At 77.7% G+C, this 16,118-nt stretch carries 13 protein-coding genes; all 13 read left to right on the top strand.

Going from position 1 to position 16,118, the window contains the following annotated elements; genetic code table 11:
• Positions 1 to 3: 3 nt before the first annotated feature.
• The 13 genes from WDZ17_RS16160 (at position 4) to tyrS (ending at position 15,757) form a co-directional block, all read left to right on the top strand.
• Positions 4 to 903, top strand: a complete 900-nt coding sequence (locus tag WDZ17_RS16160) for a TrmH family RNA methyltransferase (RefSeq protein WP_422632013.1) — start codon at positions 4 to 6, stop codon at positions 901 to 903.
• Positions 900 to 2,009 carry a sensor histidine kinase gene (locus WDZ17_RS16155; protein ID WP_339576209.1) on the top strand — a complete coding sequence of 370 codons (1,110 nt, stop codon included), beginning with the start codon at positions 900 to 902 and terminating at the stop codon, positions 2,007 to 2,009. The genes WDZ17_RS16160 and WDZ17_RS16155 overlap by 4 nt, the downstream gene beginning before the upstream one ends.
• 54 nt (positions 2,010 to 2,063) lie before the next feature.
• Entirely contained in the window at positions 2,064 to 3,305 is a 1,242-nt protein-coding gene (gene pheS / locus WDZ17_RS16150) for a phenylalanine--tRNA ligase subunit alpha (protein ID WP_339576208.1), read from the top strand.
• Positions 3,305 to 5,896, top strand: a complete 2,592-nt coding sequence (gene pheT / locus WDZ17_RS16145) for a phenylalanine--tRNA ligase subunit beta (RefSeq protein WP_339576207.1) — start codon at positions 3,305 to 3,307, stop codon at positions 5,894 to 5,896. Before pheS ends, pheT begins: the two co-directional genes overlap by 1 nt.
• Before the next feature lie 66 nt (positions 5,897 to 5,962).
• Positions 5,963 to 7,006 (top strand): N-acetyl-gamma-glutamyl-phosphate reductase, encoded by a 1,044-nt coding sequence (argC, locus tag WDZ17_RS16140; RefSeq protein ID WP_339576206.1) that lies wholly within the window; start codon positions 5,963 to 5,965, stop codon positions 7,004 to 7,006.
• A gap of 64 nt (positions 7,007 to 7,070) precedes the next feature.
• Positions 7,071 to 8,234 carry a bifunctional glutamate N-acetyltransferase/amino-acid acetyltransferase ArgJ gene (gene argJ, locus WDZ17_RS16135; protein ID WP_339576205.1) on the top strand — a complete coding sequence of 388 codons (1,164 nt, stop codon included), beginning with the start codon at positions 7,071 to 7,073 and terminating at the stop codon, positions 8,232 to 8,234.
• Positions 8,231 to 9,202 (top strand): acetylglutamate kinase, encoded by a 972-nt coding sequence (gene argB / locus WDZ17_RS16130; protein ID WP_339576204.1) that lies wholly within the window; start codon positions 8,231 to 8,233, stop codon positions 9,200 to 9,202. Before argJ ends, argB begins: the two co-directional genes overlap by 4 nt.
• A complete protein-coding gene (locus WDZ17_RS16125; RefSeq protein ID WP_339576203.1) occupies positions 9,199 to 10,467 on the top strand; it encodes an acetylornithine transaminase in 1,269 nt (422 codons plus the stop codon). Before argB ends, WDZ17_RS16125 begins: the two co-directional genes overlap by 4 nt.
• On the top strand, positions 10,464 to 10,985 hold the full coding sequence (locus WDZ17_RS16120) for an arginine repressor (protein ID WP_339576202.1): 522 nt from the start codon (positions 10,464 to 10,466) through the stop codon (positions 10,983 to 10,985). The genes WDZ17_RS16125 and WDZ17_RS16120 overlap by 4 nt, the downstream gene beginning before the upstream one ends.
• Before the next feature lie 74 nt (positions 10,986 to 11,059).
• Entirely contained in the window at positions 11,060 to 12,262 is a 1,203-nt protein-coding gene (locus WDZ17_RS16115; protein ID WP_339576201.1) for an argininosuccinate synthase, read from the top strand.
• 61 nt (positions 12,263 to 12,323) lie between these two features.
• The gene (argH, locus tag WDZ17_RS16110; RefSeq protein ID WP_422632012.1) at positions 12,324 to 13,733 is read left to right on the top strand and encodes an argininosuccinate lyase; all 1,410 of its coding nucleotides are present in this window, start codon (positions 12,324 to 12,326) and stop codon (positions 13,731 to 13,733) included.
• A gap of 11 nt (positions 13,734 to 13,744) precedes the next feature.
• Positions 13,745 to 14,371: a DNA-3-methyladenine glycosylase gene (locus WDZ17_RS16105; RefSeq protein WP_339576199.1), complete on the top strand. Its 627-nt coding sequence runs from the start codon at positions 13,745 to 13,747 to the stop codon at positions 14,369 to 14,371.
• Positions 14,372 to 14,482: 111 nt separating this feature from the next.
• Positions 14,483 to 15,757: a tyrosine--tRNA ligase gene (gene tyrS, locus WDZ17_RS16100; RefSeq protein ID WP_339576198.1), complete on the top strand. Its 1,275-nt coding sequence runs from the start codon at positions 14,483 to 14,485 to the stop codon at positions 15,755 to 15,757.
• The last annotated feature ends 361 nt before the right edge of the window (positions 15,758 to 16,118 follow it).

Here is a 16,118-nt window from a genome sequence, read left to right as displayed (position 1 = left end):
GCCGTGCAGGGGCGCCCCGACGCCGACGTGCTGACCAACCCCCGCTCCGAGCGGGTGCGGTCGGTGCGGCGGCTCGCGGGGCGCCCCTCGCGCGTCCGGGCCGGCCTCTTCCTCGCCGAGGGGCCGCAGGCGGTGCGCGAGGCGGTGCGGCCCGGTCCGTCCGGGACCGTGGCGGCGCGGGAGGTCTACGGGACGGTCGAGGCGCTGGCCCGCCACGAGGACGTCGTCGCCGACGCCCTCGCGGCCGGCACGGTGGTCCGCCCCTGCACCGCGGAGGTGCTGGCCGAGATGGCGGACACCGTGACCCCGCAGGGGCTCGTCGCCGTGTGCCGGCCGGTGGACGTCCCCCTCGCGACGGCGCTGGCGCGCCGGCCCGCCCTCGTCGCCGTCCTCGCCGAGGTGCGCGACCCGGGCAACGCGGGGGCCGTGCTGCGCGCGGCGGACGCCGCGGGGGCCGGGGCGGTCGTGCTGAGCGCCGGCAGCGTCGACGTGCACAACCCCAAGTGCGTCCGCTCCACCGCCGGCAGCCTCTTCCACGTGGACGTGGTCGTCGGCGCGGACCTCGGCGAGACGGTGGCGTCGCTGCGGGCGTGCGGCGCCGCCGTGCTCGCCGCCGACGGCGACGGCCCCGCGGACCTGGACGACCTCGCCGACGAGGCCGAGCGCAGGACCGGCCCGCTGGCCGGCCCCGTGGCGTGGCTCTTCGGCACCGAGGCCCAGGGCCTGTCGGCGGAGCAGCGTGCCCTCGCGGACGCCGTCGTCCGGGTGCCCATCCACGGCCGCGCCGAGAGCCTCAACCTCGCCACGGCCGCGACGGTCTGCCTCTACGCCGCGGCGCGCGCGCACCGGCGCCTGCGCGCCGACGCCGGTCCGCGGGCGGCCGGGTCCGTGGGCGCGCCGTGAGCCCGGTGCCGGTCCTGCTCGACCCCGAGGACCTGCCCGACGGCCTGGTCGTCGCGGACGCCGACGCCCGCGCCGTGGTCGTCACCGCCGAGGCGGAGCGGGTCCTCGGCGTCCCGGCCGCCGACCTCCTCGGCCGCGACGTGCGCGAGGGCCTGCCCTGGCAGGACACGTCGGGACGACGGTGGTGGGCGTGCACCGACCCGTGGTCCGGCCTCGCGACCCGGCGCGGGCACCGCGAGCGGCTGCTCGTGCTGCCCGGGGGGCGGGAGGTGCTCGTCACCGCGCGCTACGTGCGCCCCGGTCGGGGCCGGCCGGTGAGCCGGGTGGTCCTGTCCGTGCGGCCCACCGCCGCGCGCCGCCGGGCCGAGCAGGACCACGCGGGCCTCATCGCCACCGTCGCGCACGAGCTGCGCTCGCCCCTGACGAGCGTGAAGGGCTTCACCTCCACGCTGCTGCGCCGCTGGGACCGCTTCAGCGACGAGCAGAAGCAGCTCATGCTGCGCACGGTCGAGCACGACGCCGACCGCGTGACCCGGCTCATCACCGAGCTCCTCGACATCTCCAGGATCGACGCGGGGCGCCTGGAGGTGCGCACGCTCCCGGTGGACCTGGCGGCGGTGCTGCGCGGGCACGCGGAGCGGGCGGTCGCCTCCGGCCTCGACCCGGCGAGGATCGAGGTGCGGGTCCCCGACCCCGGGGCGCTGCCGGAGGTCTGGGCCGACCACGACCGCCTCGACCAGGTGCTCGCCAACCTCGTCGAGAACGCGGTCCGGCACGGGGACGGGCCGGTGCGGCTCTCCCTCGGTACCGGCCCCCTCACTGCGGAGCACCTCGACGACGCGGCCTCCCCGCAGGCGGACGCCGTCGTCGTCTGCGTCGAGGACGGCGGCGCCGGGATCGCCGAGGCCCACATCCCGCTCGTCTTCACCAAGTTCTGGCGCGGTGAGAGCCGGGGCGGCACCGGCCTCGGCCTCTACGTCGTCCGCGGCCTCGTCGAGGCCCACGGGGGGCGGATCGTCGTCCGGCGCTCGGACCTCGGCGGGGCCCGTTTCGTGCTCGCCCTGCCGGCGGGGGACCCGACGGCAGGGCTGCACCCCGACCTGTGAGGGCGGGCCCGCGGGCGTCGGCCCCGTCCCGCGCCCTTCCCTAGACTCCCGGCCGTGCCCGCGACCGACGACACCGATCCCCCCGGCAGCACCGATCTCCCCGGCGACGCCGATCTCCCCGGTGACGCCGCCGGGGTCGACCCGACCGACGGCGACGCCGTCGAGGTGGCCGCGCAGGCCGCCCTCGACGCCGTGGCCGCCGCGGGGGACCTGGACGCGCTCACGGCGACGTCGCGGGTGCACACCGGCGACCGGAGCCCGCTGGCGCTCGCGAACCGCGCGATCGGGTCGCTGCCGGGCGCGCAGAAGGCGGCGGCCGGCCGGGCCGTGGGCGGGGCCCGGCGCCGGGTGTCCGCCGCGGTCGCCGAGCGGCGCGAGGTGCTCGAGGCGGAGCGGGACGCCGCCGTCCTGGTCACCGAGGCGCAGGACCTCACGCAGCCGACGTCGCGCCGCCCGCGCGGGGCGCGCCACCCGCTGGCCCTGCTGGTCGAGGACGTCGAGGACTTCTTCACCGGGCTCGGGTGGGGTGTCCTCGAGGGGCCCGAGGTCGAGGCCGAGTGGTTCAACTTCGACGCCCTGAACTTCGGGCCGGACCACCCCGCCCGCCAGATGCAGGACACCTTCGTCGTCGACCCGCCGGAGGACGGCCTCGTGCTGCGCACCCACACCTCGCCCGTGCAGGCGCGGGCGCTGCTCGAGCACGGTGCGCCGCTCTACGTCGCCGTCCCGGGGCGCGTCTTCCGCACGGACGAGCTCGACGCCACGCACACGCCCGTCTTCACCCAGGTCGAGGGCCTCGCCGTCGACGAGCACCTGACGATGGCGCACCTGCGGGGTGTCCTCGACGCGCTCGTCGTCGCCGTGCTCGGCGAGGGCACGACGACGCGCCTGCGGCCCAACTACTTCCCCTTCACCGAGCCCAGCGCCGAGATGGACGTGCGCTGCCCGGTCTGCGCGGGCACCGGCCTCGCCCCCCGTGCGGGTGACGCCGCCGGCGCCGCCACGGCGGCCGAGGCGGACGCCGGCGCGCCGGTCGTCGCGGCGGACGGGGCGGCCGACGAGGAGGCGGCGCCGTGCCGCACCTGCGGAGGCACGGCCTGGATCGAGTGGGGCGGCTGCGGGATGGTCAACCCCGCCGTCCTGCGGGCCGCCGGCGTCGACCCGGAGCGCTACTCCGGCTTCGCCTTCGGGATGGGCATCGAGCGGGCGCTGATGTTCCGCAACGGCGTGGGGGACATGCGCGACATGGTCGAGGGCGACGTCCGCTTCAGCCGCCGGCTCGGGAGCGAGGTCTGATGCGCGTCCCGGTCAGCTGGCTCGCGGAGGTCGCCGACGTCGAGGTGCCCGCCGAGGGCCCGGAGGCGACCGCGCGCGGCGTGGCCGCCGCGCTCGTGCGGGTCGGCCTCGAGGAGGAGGGGCTGCACGGCGGGGACGTCACCGGCCCCGTCGTCGTCGGCCGGGTGGTCTCGGCCGAGCCCGAGCCCCAGAAGAACGGGAAGACCATCCACTGGTGCTCCGTGGACGTCGGCGAGGACGCGCCGCGCGGGATCGTCTGCGGCGCGCAGAACTTCGGCGCCGGCGACCTCGTCGTGGTCAGCCTGCCGGGCGCCGTGCTGCCGGGCGGCTTCGCCATCGCGGCGCGCAGGACCTACGGGCACGTCTCGGACGGGATGATCTGCTCGGCCGCCGAGCTGGGGCTCGGCGAGGAGTCCTCGGGCATCGTCGTGCTCGGCGAGCTGCTCGGCCAGGCCGCCGCCGACGCGCGTCCCGGCGACGACGCCCTGGCGCTGCTGGGGCTCGACGACCGCGTCGTCGAGGTCAACGTCACCCCCGACCGCGGCTACTGCCTCAGCGTGCGCGGCCTCGGCCGCGAGCTCGCCCACGGCCGCCGGCTCGACGTCGCGCGCGCCTTCCGCGACCCGCTGGAGGGCGTCGCCGTCCCGGCGGCGCCCGGTGGGCGCGCCGTGGTCCTCGCCGACGGGGCGCCGCTCGACGGCCGCCCCGGGGCGACCCGGTTCACGGCCCGCACCGTGCGCGGGGTGGACGCGGCGGCCCCCTCGCCGTGGTGGTTGCGTCGCCGGCTCGTCCAGGCCGGGGTGCGCCCGGTCTCGCTGGCGGTCGACGTGACCAACTACGTCATGCTCCTCGTCGGCCAGCCGCTGCACGCCTACGACGCCGCGGCGCTCGACGGCCCGGTCACCGTTCGGCGCGCCCGCCCCGGCGAGCGGCTCACCACGCTCGACGGCGTCGACCGTGCGCTGCACCCGGAGGACCTCGTCGTCGCGGACGGCGAGGACGGCGCCCGGGCCGTGGGCCTGGCGGGCGTGATGGGCGGCGCCGGCACGGAGGTCACGGCCTCCACCCGCGACCTCGTGCTCGAGGCCGCGTGCTTCGACCCCGTCTCGGTCGCCCGGACGGCGCGGCGGCACCGGCTGCCGAGCGAGGCGAGCCGCCGCTTCGAGCGCGGCGTCGACGACGCCGCGACCGCCGCGGCGTCCCAGCTCGCCGTCGACCTCCTCGTCCGCCACGGCGGCGGGGCGGCCGAGGACGGCCTCACCGACGTCGGCGCCCCGCGGGAGCGGCCGTGGGTCCGGCTGCCCGTGGGGGAGCCGGCCCGCCTCGTCGGCGTCCCGTACCCGCCCGAGCGGGTGGTCGCGCTGGTCGAGCAGGTCGGCTGCGAGGTGGCGGACGCGGGCGCCGAGGTGCTCTCCGTGCGCCCCCCGGCCTGGCGCCCCGACCTGCTCCAGGCCGCGGACCTCGTCGAGGAGGTCGCCCGGCTCGACGGCTACGACCGCGTCCCGTCGGTGCTGCCCCGTGCCCGGCCCGGGACGACGGGCTCGCGGCTCGGCGGGCTCTCCCCGCGCCGGCGCGCCGTCCGGTCGCTGGCCCGCGTCCTCGCCGAGGCCGGGCTGGTCGAGGTGCAGGCCGACGTCTTCACCGCGCCCGGTCGGGCGGACGAGCTCGGGCTGCCCGAGGGGGACGAGCGCCGCGTCGCGCTGCGGGTGGCCAACCCGCTGCGCGAGGAGGCGCCGCTGCTGCGCACGAGCCTGCTGGCCACGCTCGTCGACGTCCTGCGCCGCAACGTCGGCCGCGGCGTCGAGGACGTGGCGCTCGTCGAGGTGGCGCCCGTCGTCCTGCCCGGGCCGGCGGGGCGACGGAGCCCGGCGCCACGCCCCGGGACGGACGGCCGGCCGAGCGCGCAGGAGGAGCGGGCGGTGCGCGACGCCGTGCCGCCCCAGCCGCTCCACGTGGCGGCCCTGCTGTCCGGGGCCCGGGCGCCCCGAGGCTGGGAGGGCCCCGGCCGCACCGCCGACGCCCGCGACGCCGTCGAGGTGGCGCTGCTCGTCGGCGAGGCGCTGGGCGTCCCGCTCGAGCCGGTGGCCGACCCCGGACGGGCCCCCTTCCACCCCGGCCGCTGCGTGGCGCTGCGGGTGGCCGGGACGGGCGCGGGGGAGGCCGAGGTCGTCGGTCATGCCGGCGAGCTCGCGCCGCGCGTCGTCGCCGCCCTCGAGCTGCCCGCCCGGACGGTCGCCCTGGAGCTCGACCTCGAGCCGCTGCTCGCGGCCCGCCCGGGGCCCCGGCGCGCACGCCCCGTCGTCGCGTACCCGCCCGTGAAGCAGGACGTCGCGCTCGTCGTCGACGCGGCGGTCCCCTCCGGCGAGGTGGAGCGGGCGCTGCGCCGCGGTGCCGGCCCGCTGCTGGAGGGCCTCCGCCTCGTCGACGTCTACGAGGGCGAGCAGGTGGGCGAGGGGCGCCGGTCGTTGGCCTACGCGCTCCGCCTGCGCGCCCCGGACCGGACGCTGACGACCGCGGAGGCCTCGCGCGCCCGCGAGGCCGCCGTCGCCGCGGCGGGCGAGGCCACCGGCGCGGTGCTGCGCGGCACCTGAGGCCCGCAGCGGGCCTGCCCGCCCGGTCGTTCGCATGCTCATCCATGTCTGTGTATGGTCATGCGCATGGTCAGGGTCGCGGTCGCCGGGGCGAGCGGGTACGCGGGGGCGGAGGTCGTCCGCCTGCTGCTCGCGCACCCCGACGTGGAGGTGGGCGCCCTCACGGCGGCCGCCAGCGCCGGGACGGCGCTCGGCGAGCACGCCCCGCACCTGACGCCCCTCGCCGACCGGGTGCTGGGCCCCACGACCGCGCAGGTCCTCGCCGGGCACGACGTCGTCGTGCTGGCCCTGCCGCACGGGGCCTCGGGGCCGCTCGCCGCCGAGCTCGGCGACGAGGTGCTCGTCGTCGACGCCGCCGCCGACCACCGCCTCGGGGACGCCGGGGAGTGGGAGGCCTTCTACGGCTCCCCGCACGCCGGGACCTGGCCCTACGCGCTGCCCGAGCTGCCGCTCGCCGGGGGCGGCCGCCAGCGGGACGCCCTCGTCGGCGCCCGCCGGCTCGCGGTCCCCGGCTGCTACCCGACCGCCTGCACCCTGGCGCTCGCGCCGGGCATGGCCGCCGGGCTCTGCGCGCCGCAGGACGTCGTCGTCGTCGCGGCCTCGGGCACCTCGGGCGCCGGGCGGGCGGCGAAGGTCCCGATGCTCGGCGCGGAGGTCATGGGCTCGATGACCCCCTACGGCGTCGGGGGCGTCCACCGGCACACCCCGGAGGTCGAGCAGGGCCTCGCCGCCGCCGCCGGGCAGCCGGTGTCGGTCTCCTTCACCCCCACGCTGGCGCCGATGCCGCGCGGGATCCTCGCCACCGCCACGGCGCGCGCCCGCCCCGGGACGAGCGCCGACGCCGTCCGGGCGGCGTGGGTCGACGCCTACGCGGACGAGGCCTTCGTCCACGTCCTCCCGGAGGGCCGCTGGCCGCGGACGAAGGACGTCGCGGGCTCCAACGCCGTGCACGTGCAGGTGGCCCTCGACGAGCGCGTCGGCCGCGTCGTCGCCGTCGCGGCGCTCGACAACCTCGTCAAGGGCACCGCCGGCGCCGCCGTGCAGGGGATGAACCTCGCCCTCGGGCTGCCCGAGGGCACGGGGCTCACGGCCGTGGGGCTCGCGCCGTGAGCCGCGGCACGCCCCCGTCCGCCACCCCCCGTCCCACCACCGACCCCGCCCCGGGAGGACTGCCGTGAGCGTCACCGCCCCCCGCGGGTTCCGCGCCGCGGGCGTCACCGCCGGCCTCAAGCCGAGCGGGCGCCCGGACGTCGCGCTCGTCGTGAACGACGGCCCGACCGACGTCGTGGCCGCCGTCGTCACGTCGAACCGCTGCCGCGCCGCCCCGGTCCTGTGGTCCGAGGTGGTCGCCCGCGGCGGTCGCGGACGCGCCGTCGTCCTCAACTCGGGCGGGGCCAACTGCTACACGGGGCCCGAGGGGTTCGCCACGACCCACGCGACCGCGGAGCGGGTCGGCGAGCTGCTCGGCTGCGGCGCCGGCGAGGTCGTCGTGTGCTCGACCGGGCTCATCGGCGAGCAGCTCGACCGGCCGAGGCTGCTGGCCGGCGTCGACGCCGCGGCGGCCGCGCTGACGGCCGACGGCGGCCACGACGCCGCCGTCGCCGTCATGACGACGGACACGCGCCCGAAGGAGGCGGTGCAGGTCCGGGCCGGGGGGACGGACGGGTGGTCCTGCGGCGGGATGGCGAAGGGGGCGGGCATGCTCGCCCCGGCGCTCGCCACGATGCTCGTCGTCCTCACGACGGACGCCGTCGTCGGGGCCGCGGACGCGGACGCCGCCCTGCGCGCCGCGACGGCGGCCACCTTCGACCGCCTCGACTCCGACGGCTGCCAGTCGACGAACGACACCGTCGTCCTGCTGGCCTCCGGGGCCTCGGGGGTCGGGGTCGGCGCGGACGAGCTGGCGGGTGCGCTCACCCCGCTGTGCGCCGACCTCGCGGCGCAGCTGCTCGGCGACGCCGAGGGCAGCGAGCACGACATCGCCATCACGGTCGAGCGCGCCGCGTCCGAGGCCGACGCGCTCGAGGTCGCGCGCTCGGTGGCGCGCAGCAACCTGTTCAAGGCGGCGGTCTTCGGCCGCGACCCCAACTGGGGCCGCGTCATGGCCGCCGTCGGGACGACGACGGCGGCCTTCGACCCGGCCGTGCTCGACGTCTCCTTCAACGGCGTCCAGGTCTGCCGGGACGGCGGCGTCGGCGAGCCGCGCGACCTCGTGGACCTCTCGGCCCGGGCGGTCGAGGTCGTCGTGGACCTCAAGGAGGGGCGGGCGCGAGCCACCGTGCGGACCAACGACCTCACGCACGCCTACGTGCACGAGAACTCGGCGTACTCGACGTGAGCGCGCCCACCCCACCGGTCGACGACCCCTCGACGACCGCGGCGCAGGGCCTGTCCGCCGGCGCGAAGGCCGCCGTCCTCGTGGAGGCCCTGCCGTGGCTGCGGCGCTTCGCCGGGCGCGTCGTCGTCGTCAAGTACGGCGGCAACGCCATGACCGACGACCGGCTGCGGCGGGCCTTCGCCGCGGACATGGTCTTCCTGCGCTCGGTCGGCGTCCGTCCCGTCGTCGTCCACGGCGGCGGGCCGCAGATCTCCAGCATGCTGGGGCGCCTCGGCATCGAGAGCGAGTTCCGCGGCGGCCTGCGCGTGACGACGCCGGAGGCCATGGACGTCGTCCGCATGGTGCTCGTCGGCCAGGTGGGCCGTGAGCTCGTGGGCCTGCTCAACGCCCACGGACCCCTGGCCGTCGGCCTGTCGGGGGAGGACGCCGGGCTCCTGCGCGCCGTCCGGCGCGAGGCCCTCGTCGACGGCCGCCCCGTCGACGTGGGTCTGGTCGGCGACGTCGTGGACGTCGACCCGACCGCGGTGCTCGACCTGCTGGAGGCCGGCCGGATCCCCGTCGTGGCCACGGTGGCCCCGGAGGTCGGGGACCCCGCCGACGAGGGCGCCGACGAGGGCGACGCGGCCGGTCGGGACGAGGGGGCCGTGCTCAACGTCAACGCGGACACGGCGGCCGCGGCCATCGCCGCCGCGCTCGGCGCGGCCAAGCTCGTCGTCCTCACGGACGTCGAGGGGCTCTACGCCGACTGGCCCGACCGCTCCTCGCTCGTGCGCTCGATCACGACGGGAGAGCTGGCGGAGCTGCTCCCGACCCTGGACGCCGGGATGATCCCCAAGATGGAGGCGTGCCTGCGCGCCGTGGGAGCCGGTGTGCCGCAGGCGACCGTGCTCGACGGCCGGGTGGAGCACGCCGTCCTGCTCGAGGTCTTCACGCCCGAGGGCGTCGGCACCCAGGTGGTGGCCTCGTGACGCCGCCGGCGGCGCCCGGGCCGGCGGTCGCGGAGGTCCCGGGCCTGGGCGGCGGTGACGTCGCCGAGCGGTACGGCCGCGCGCTCATGGGGACGTACGGCGTCCCGCAGCGGGTGCTGGTGCGCGGGGAGGGCGCCTGGGTCTGGGACGCGCAGGGCCGGCGCTACCTCGACCTCCTCGCCGGGATCGCCGTCAACGCCCTCGGCCACGCGCACCCGGTGCTGACGGCGGCCGTCACGGCGCAGCTGGCGACGCTGGGGCACGTCTCCAACTTCTTCGCCACCGGGCCCCAGGTGGCGCTGGCCGAGCGGCTCCTGGAGCTGCTCGGGGCCCCCGACGGCAGCCGGGTCTTCCTCTGCAGCAGCGGGACCGAGGCCAACGAGGGCGCCTTCAAGATGGCGCGGCGCACGGGCCGACCCACCGTGCTCGCCCTCGAGGGCGGCTTCCACGGCCGCACCATGGGCGCGCTGGCGATGACGGCGAAGCAGGCCATCCGCGAGCCCTTCGAGCCGCTCCCGGGCGGCGTGGTGCACCTGCCCTTCGGTGACGCCGACGCCCTCGCCGCGGCGCTCGCCGGGGACGCCGGCGCCGCCGTCGCGGCGCTCGTCGTCGAGCCGGTCCAGGGCGAGGCCGGCGTGCGGCCGCTGCCGCCGGGCTACCTCGCCACGGCTCGCGAGCTGACGGCCGCGGCGGGCGCGCTGCTCGTCGTCGACGAGGTGCAGACCGGCGTCGGGCGCACGGGACGCTGGTTCGCCGGCGCCCGCCCCGACGGGCGGGTGGACGCCGACGTCGTCACGCTCGCCAAGGGGCTCGGCGGCGGGCTCCCGGTCGGCGCCGTCGTCGGGCTCGGCGAAGGACCCGGCGCCCTGCTCGGCGCCGGGCAGCACGGCACGACCTTCGGGGGGAACCCCGTGTGCGCCGCGGCGGCCCTCGCCGTCCTCCACGTCCTGGAGCGTGACGGGCTCGTCGGGCGCGCGGCCTCGATGGGTGCACGCTGGCGGGCGGACCTGGCCGGGGTCGACGACCCCACCGGGCTGCTCGCGGGGGTGCGCGGGGAGGGGCTCCTCCTCGCGCTCGGGCTCGCGCGACCCGAGGCGCCGGCCGTGGCGCGGGCGGCGCTCGAGGCCGGCTTCGTCGTCAACGCCGTGGCGCCGGACGCCGTGCGGCTCGCGCCGCCGCTGGTCCTCACCGACGAGCAGGCGGACTCGTTCACCGCCGCGCTGCCGGGGGTCCTCGCCGCGGCGGCGCGCGAGGGGACGTCGTGAGCGGCGGTGCGACGGCGAGGCCGGGCACGCGGACGGCCCGCCACGCCCGCGTCGTGGACCTGCTGCGGGACCGCCCCGTGCGCTCCCAGACGGAGCTCGCCTCGCTGCTCGCCGCCGAGGGCGTCGAGGTGACGCAGGCCACGCTCTCGCGGGACCTCGTCGAGCTCGGCGCCACCAAGGTCCGCGACCCCGAGCACGGGCTCGTCTACGCCGTGCCGGGCGAGGGCGGGGACCGCAGCCCCGTGGCGGCCCAGGGCACCGCCACGCCGGTCGCCCGGCTGGCCCGCCTCTGCGAGGAGCTGCTCGTCACGGCCGAGGCCTCGGGGCCGCTCGTCGTCCTGCGGACGCCGCCGGGCGCGGCCCAGTACCTCGCCTCGGCCGTGGACACGACCGTCCTGCCCGAGGTGCTCGGCACCATCGCCGGGGACGACACCGTGCTCGTCATCGGCCGCAGCAGCGACGGGGAGGCGACGGCGCGCCGCCTGCTCGACCTGGCGGCCGGCCGCACGGGAGCCTGACCCGCCGCACGACCCCGGACCCTCCGACCCGCACCACCGGCCACCCAGACCCCGCACACACCAGGAGCACCACCGTGACCGACCGCGTCGTCCTCGCCTACTCGGGAGGCCTCGACACCTCCGTGGCCATCGGCTGGATCGCCGAGCGCACCGGCGCCGAGGTGGTCGCCGTCGCCGTCGACGTCGGCCAGGGGGGCGAGGACCTCCGGACCATCCGGGACCGGGCGCTCGCCTGCGGGGCCGTCGAGGCCGAGGTCGCCGACGCCCGCGACGAGTTCGCCGACGAGTACTGCCTGCCCGCGCTGCAGGCGGGTGCGATGTACATGGACCGGTACCCGCTCGTCTCGGCGATCTCGCGGCCCGTCATCGTCAAGCACCTCGTGGCCGCGGCCCGCCAGCACGGCGCGTCCGTCGTCGCCCACGGCTGCACCGGCAAGGGCAACGACCAGGTCCGCTTCGAGGTCGGCATCCAGACCCTGGCGCCCGAGCTGTCCTGCATCGCCCCCGTCCGCGACCTCGCCCTGACCCGCGACAAGGCCATCGAGTTCGCCACCAGCCGCGAGCTGCCGATCGAGACGACGAAGAGCAACCCCTTCTCGATCGACCAGAACGTCTGGGGGCGTGCCGTGGAGACGGGCTTCCTCGAGGACATCTGGAACGCCCCGACGAAGGACGTCTACTCGTACACGCAGGAGCCGGGGGAGTCGCCGGGCCCGGACGAGGTCGTGGTCACCTTCGAGAAGGGCGTCCCCGTGGCGCTGGACGGCACCCCGGTGACGATGCTCGAGGCGGTCGAGCAGCTCAACGCCCGCGCCGGTGCCCAGGGGGTCGGGCGGATCGACATGGTCGAGGACCGCCTCGTCGGCATCAAGAGCCGCGAGGTCTACGAGGCGCCCGGCGCCGTCGCGCTGATGACGGCGCACGAGGAGCTGGAGAACGTCACGCTGGAGCGCGACCTCGCCCGCTTCAAGCGCGGCGTCTCCCAGCGGTGGTCCGAGCTCGTCTACGACGGCCTGTGGTTCTCCCCCCTCAAGCGGGCCCTCGACGGCTTCGTCGCGGACAGCCAGGAGCACGTGAGCGGCGACGTGCGCCTCGTGCTGCACGCCGGCCGCGCCGTCGTGACGGGCCGCCGCAGCGAGAGCAGCCTCTACGACTTCTCGCTGGCGACGTACGACTCGGGCGACACCTTCGACCAGTCCCTCGCCAAGGGCTTCGTCGACATCTGGGGCCTGCCCAGCAAGATCGCCTCCGGCCGCGACCAGCGCACCCGTGGCTGAGGCGTCCCCGGGAGCAGCGGCGGCGGGAGCACCGGCGGCCGGCGCGACCGGCGAGGGGCGGCTGTGGGGCGGCCGCTTCGCCGGCGGCAGTGCCGACGCCCTCACCGAGCTGTCGCGCTCGACCCACTTCGACTGGCGGCTGGCCCGGCACGACCTCGCGGGCTCGCGCGCCCACGCCCGGGTGCTGGCAGGGGCCGGCCTGCTGACCACCGACCAGCTCGCCGGGATGCTGGCGGCGCTCGACGACCTCGAGGCGGACGTGGTCTCCGGGGCCTTCGGCCCGCTGCCGTCGGACGAGGACGTGCACGGGGCGCTGGAGCGCGGGTTGCTCGAGCGGGCGGGGGACGACCTCGGTGGGCGGCTGCGGGCAGGGCGCTCGCGCAACGACCAGATCGCCACGCTCGTGCGGGCGTGGGCGCGTGAGGAGCTGCGCGTCGTCGCGGGGCTCCTGCTGGACCTCGTCGACGCCCTGGCCGACCAGGCGGCCTCGCACCCCGACGCGCCGATGCCGGGGCGCACGCACCTGCAGCACGCCCAGCCGGTGCTGCTGGCGCACCACCTGCTGGCGCACGCGTGGCCGCTGCTGCGCGACGTCGACCGGCTGCGGGACTGGGACGCCCGCGCGGCGCGCTCGCCCTACGGGTCCGGCGCCCTGGCGGGCTCGTCCCTGGGGCTGGACCCGGCGGCGGTCGCCGCCGAGCTCGGGTTCGACGGGCCGGTGGAGAACTCCCTCGACGGCACGGCCGCGCGCGACGTCGTCGCGGAGGCCTGCTTCGTGCTGGCCATGGCGGGCGTGGACCTGTCGCGCCTCGCCGAGGAGGTCGTCCTGTGGGCCACGAAGGAGTTCTCCTTCGTCGAGCTCGACGACGCCTACTCGACGGGCTCGAGCATCATGCCGCAGAAGAAGAACCCCGACGTGGCGGAGCTCGCGCGCGGGAAGGCGGGACGGCTGGTGGGCGACCTCACCGGTCTGCTGACGACGCTCAAGGGGCTCCCGCTGGCGTACAACCGCGACCTGCAGGAGGACAAGGAACCCCTCTTCGACGCCGTCGACACGCTGCAGGTGCTGCTGCCGGCCGTCACGGGCATGGTCGCCACGCTCCGCTTCCGCACGGGGCGGATGGCCGAGCTCGCGCCGCAGGGCTTCTCGCTCGCGACCGACGTCGCGGACTGGCTCGTCCGCGAGGGCGTGCCCTTCCGCGAGGCGCACGAGGTCGCCGGCGCGTGCGTGCGGCGCTGCGAGGAGCGGGGCGTCGAGCTCGTCGACCTCACCGACGCCGACCTCGCGGGCATCTCGCCCCGCCTGTCCCCCGCGGTCCGCGACGTCCTGACCGTCGAGGGCTCGATCGCCTCGCGCGACGGCGCCGGGGGGACGGCGCCGGTGCGCGTGGCCGAGCAGCTCGCGGCGGCGCGCTCGCGCAGCGGCGGGCTGCGGTCCTGGGCGGGCCGCGCCCCCGGCGACCGCTCCTGAGCCGCGCAGCCGTGGCCGAGCCGCTCGGGCGCGCCTTCTTCGACCGGCCCGTCCTGGAGGTCGCCGCGGACCTGCTCGGCTGCGCCGTCGTGCACGAGACGTCCGAGGGGCGGGTGGCGGTGCGGCTCACCGAGGTCGAGGCGTACGCGGGCCCGGACGACCCGGGGTCGCACGCGGCCCGCGGCCGGACGCCCCGTACCGCGGTGATGTTCGGCCCGCCCGGCCGCCTCTACGTGTACTTCTCCTACGGCCTGCACTGGTGCGCCAACGTGGTCTGCGGGCCGGAGGGGACGGCGTCCGCCGTCCTGCTGCGGGCCGGGGAGGTCGTCGAGGGCGTCGAGGCGGCACGGGTCCGCCGCCCGGCGGCGCGCAGCGACCGGGACCTCGCCCGCGGGCCGGCCCGCCTGACGGCGGCCCTCGGCGTGACGGGCGAGCACGACGGGCACGACCTGGTCGGGTCGACGACACCGGTGCTCCTCGCCCGCGGTGACGGTGCGGTCCCGGGGCCCGTGGTCGCCGGGCCCCGCGTCGGCGTGGCCGGGCCCGGCGGCGACGGCGGGACCTTCCCCTGGCGCCTGCACCTCGCCGGGGAGCCGACGGTCTCGCCCTACCGGGCGGGGGGTCGGCGCCGGGGGTAGGCGCCCGCCGTGCGACGGCCGACGCGCGGGGACCTCTGGCAGGCTGGCCGTGCCCGGCGAGGGGCTCCGGCCCGGGGCGCCCGGGGCCCGGCGAGAGACGAGGAGGGCGACGTGGACGTGCTCGACGAGCTGCGGTGGAGGGGCCTGCTCGGCCAGTCCACGGACGAGGGCGCGCTGCGGTCCGCGCTGGCGCAGCCACTGACCTTCTACGTGGGCTTCGACCCGACCGCGCCGAGCCTGCACATCGGCAGCCTGGTGCAGCTCCTCGTGGCCCGGCGGCTCCAGCGGTCGGGGCACACGCCTCTGCTGCTCGTCGGTGGGGCGACGGGTCTCATCGGGGACCCCAAGCCGACGGCGGAGCGAGCGCTCAACGACGTGGACGTCGTCGCCGGGTGGGTCGAGAGGCTCCGCCGCCAGGTGGAGCCCTACGTGGAGGTGAGCGGCCCGGCGGCGGCCTCGGTCGTGAACAACCTCGACTGGACGGCCGGGCTGTCCGCCGTGGAGCTGCTGCGGGACGTCGGCCGGCACTTCCGCGTCGGCCGGATGCTCGCCAAGGAGGCCGTCGCGGCCCGCATGGGCAGCGACGAGGGCATCAGCTACGCGGAGTTCAGCTACCAGGTGCTGCAGGGGAACGACTTCCTCGAGCTGCACCGGCGCCACGGCTGCTCGCTGCAGTTCGGCGGCAGCGACCAGTGGGGCAACATCACGGCCGGCGTCGACCTGGTGCACCGGGTCGAGCAGCGCTCGGTGCACGCCTTCACGGTGCCGCTCGTCACGAAGGCCGACGGCACGAAGTTCGGCAAGACCGAGACGGGGACCGTCTGGCTCGACCCCGCGCTCACCTCGCCGTACGCCTTCCACCAGTTCTGGCTGCAGGTGGAGGACGCCTCGGTGGGCGGGTACCTGAGGGCCTTCACCGACCGGGGCCCCGAGGAGGTCGACGAGCTGGAGCGGGCGACCGTCGAGCGACCCGCCGCGCGCGCGGCGCAACGCGCGCTGGCCCGGGACGTCACGGGCCTGGTGCACGGCGAGGAGGCCGTGGACGCGGCGGAGGCGGCGGCGGCGGCCCTCTTCGGCCGGGGGGACGTCGCCGCGCTCGACGCCCCCACGCTCGAGGCCGCGCTGGCCGAGCTGCCGCAGGTGCGCGTCGGCGAGGGGGCCCGCACGGTCGTCGAGCTCCTGGCGGCGAGCGGGCTGAGCCCGAGCCGCTCGGCCGCGCGACGGGCCGTGGCGGACGGGGGCGCCTACGTCAACAACGTCGCCGTCGTCGACGGCGACGCCGAGCCCGGCGGCGACCGGCTGCTCCACGGGCGCTGGCTCCTGCTGCGCCGGGGCAAGCGGACCCTCGCCGCGGTGGACGCACGACCGGGCGGCGCCGCGGGCTGACCCGGTCGCGCCGGCGGCGACGTCCGCGTCCGGCGGGGAGCCGGCGGCCCGGGGCGGCCGAGTTGCGCGTCGTCGCCGGCGTCGTCTACCTTCTTCCACGTCGCCCGGCAGGGAGGAACGGACACCGAGAGGTGGTCGGTCCCCACCGGGTAGGCCACCTCAGATCCGTCGCAGTCACTCGCCCTCGCGGGCGGACAGGACGGCGGGTCCGGGAACCCCAGGCGGGTCTGCTCCGGTCCGGAGCAGCGGACGAGCTGGGGTAGCGTACGGAACACCACAGCCCCTCGACGGGGCGGCCGGACAGGTCGTCACCGCGATGCGGGTCTGCTTCTTGAGAACTCAACAGCGTACCGAAGTCGAA

Source organism: Pseudokineococcus basanitobsidens (assembly GCF_037482545.1).
Classification (GTDB): Bacteria; Actinomycetota; Actinomycetes; order Actinomycetales; family Quadrisphaeraceae; genus Pseudokineococcus; species Pseudokineococcus basanitobsidens.
This window is presented reverse-complemented; position numbering and strand designations above follow the sequence as displayed.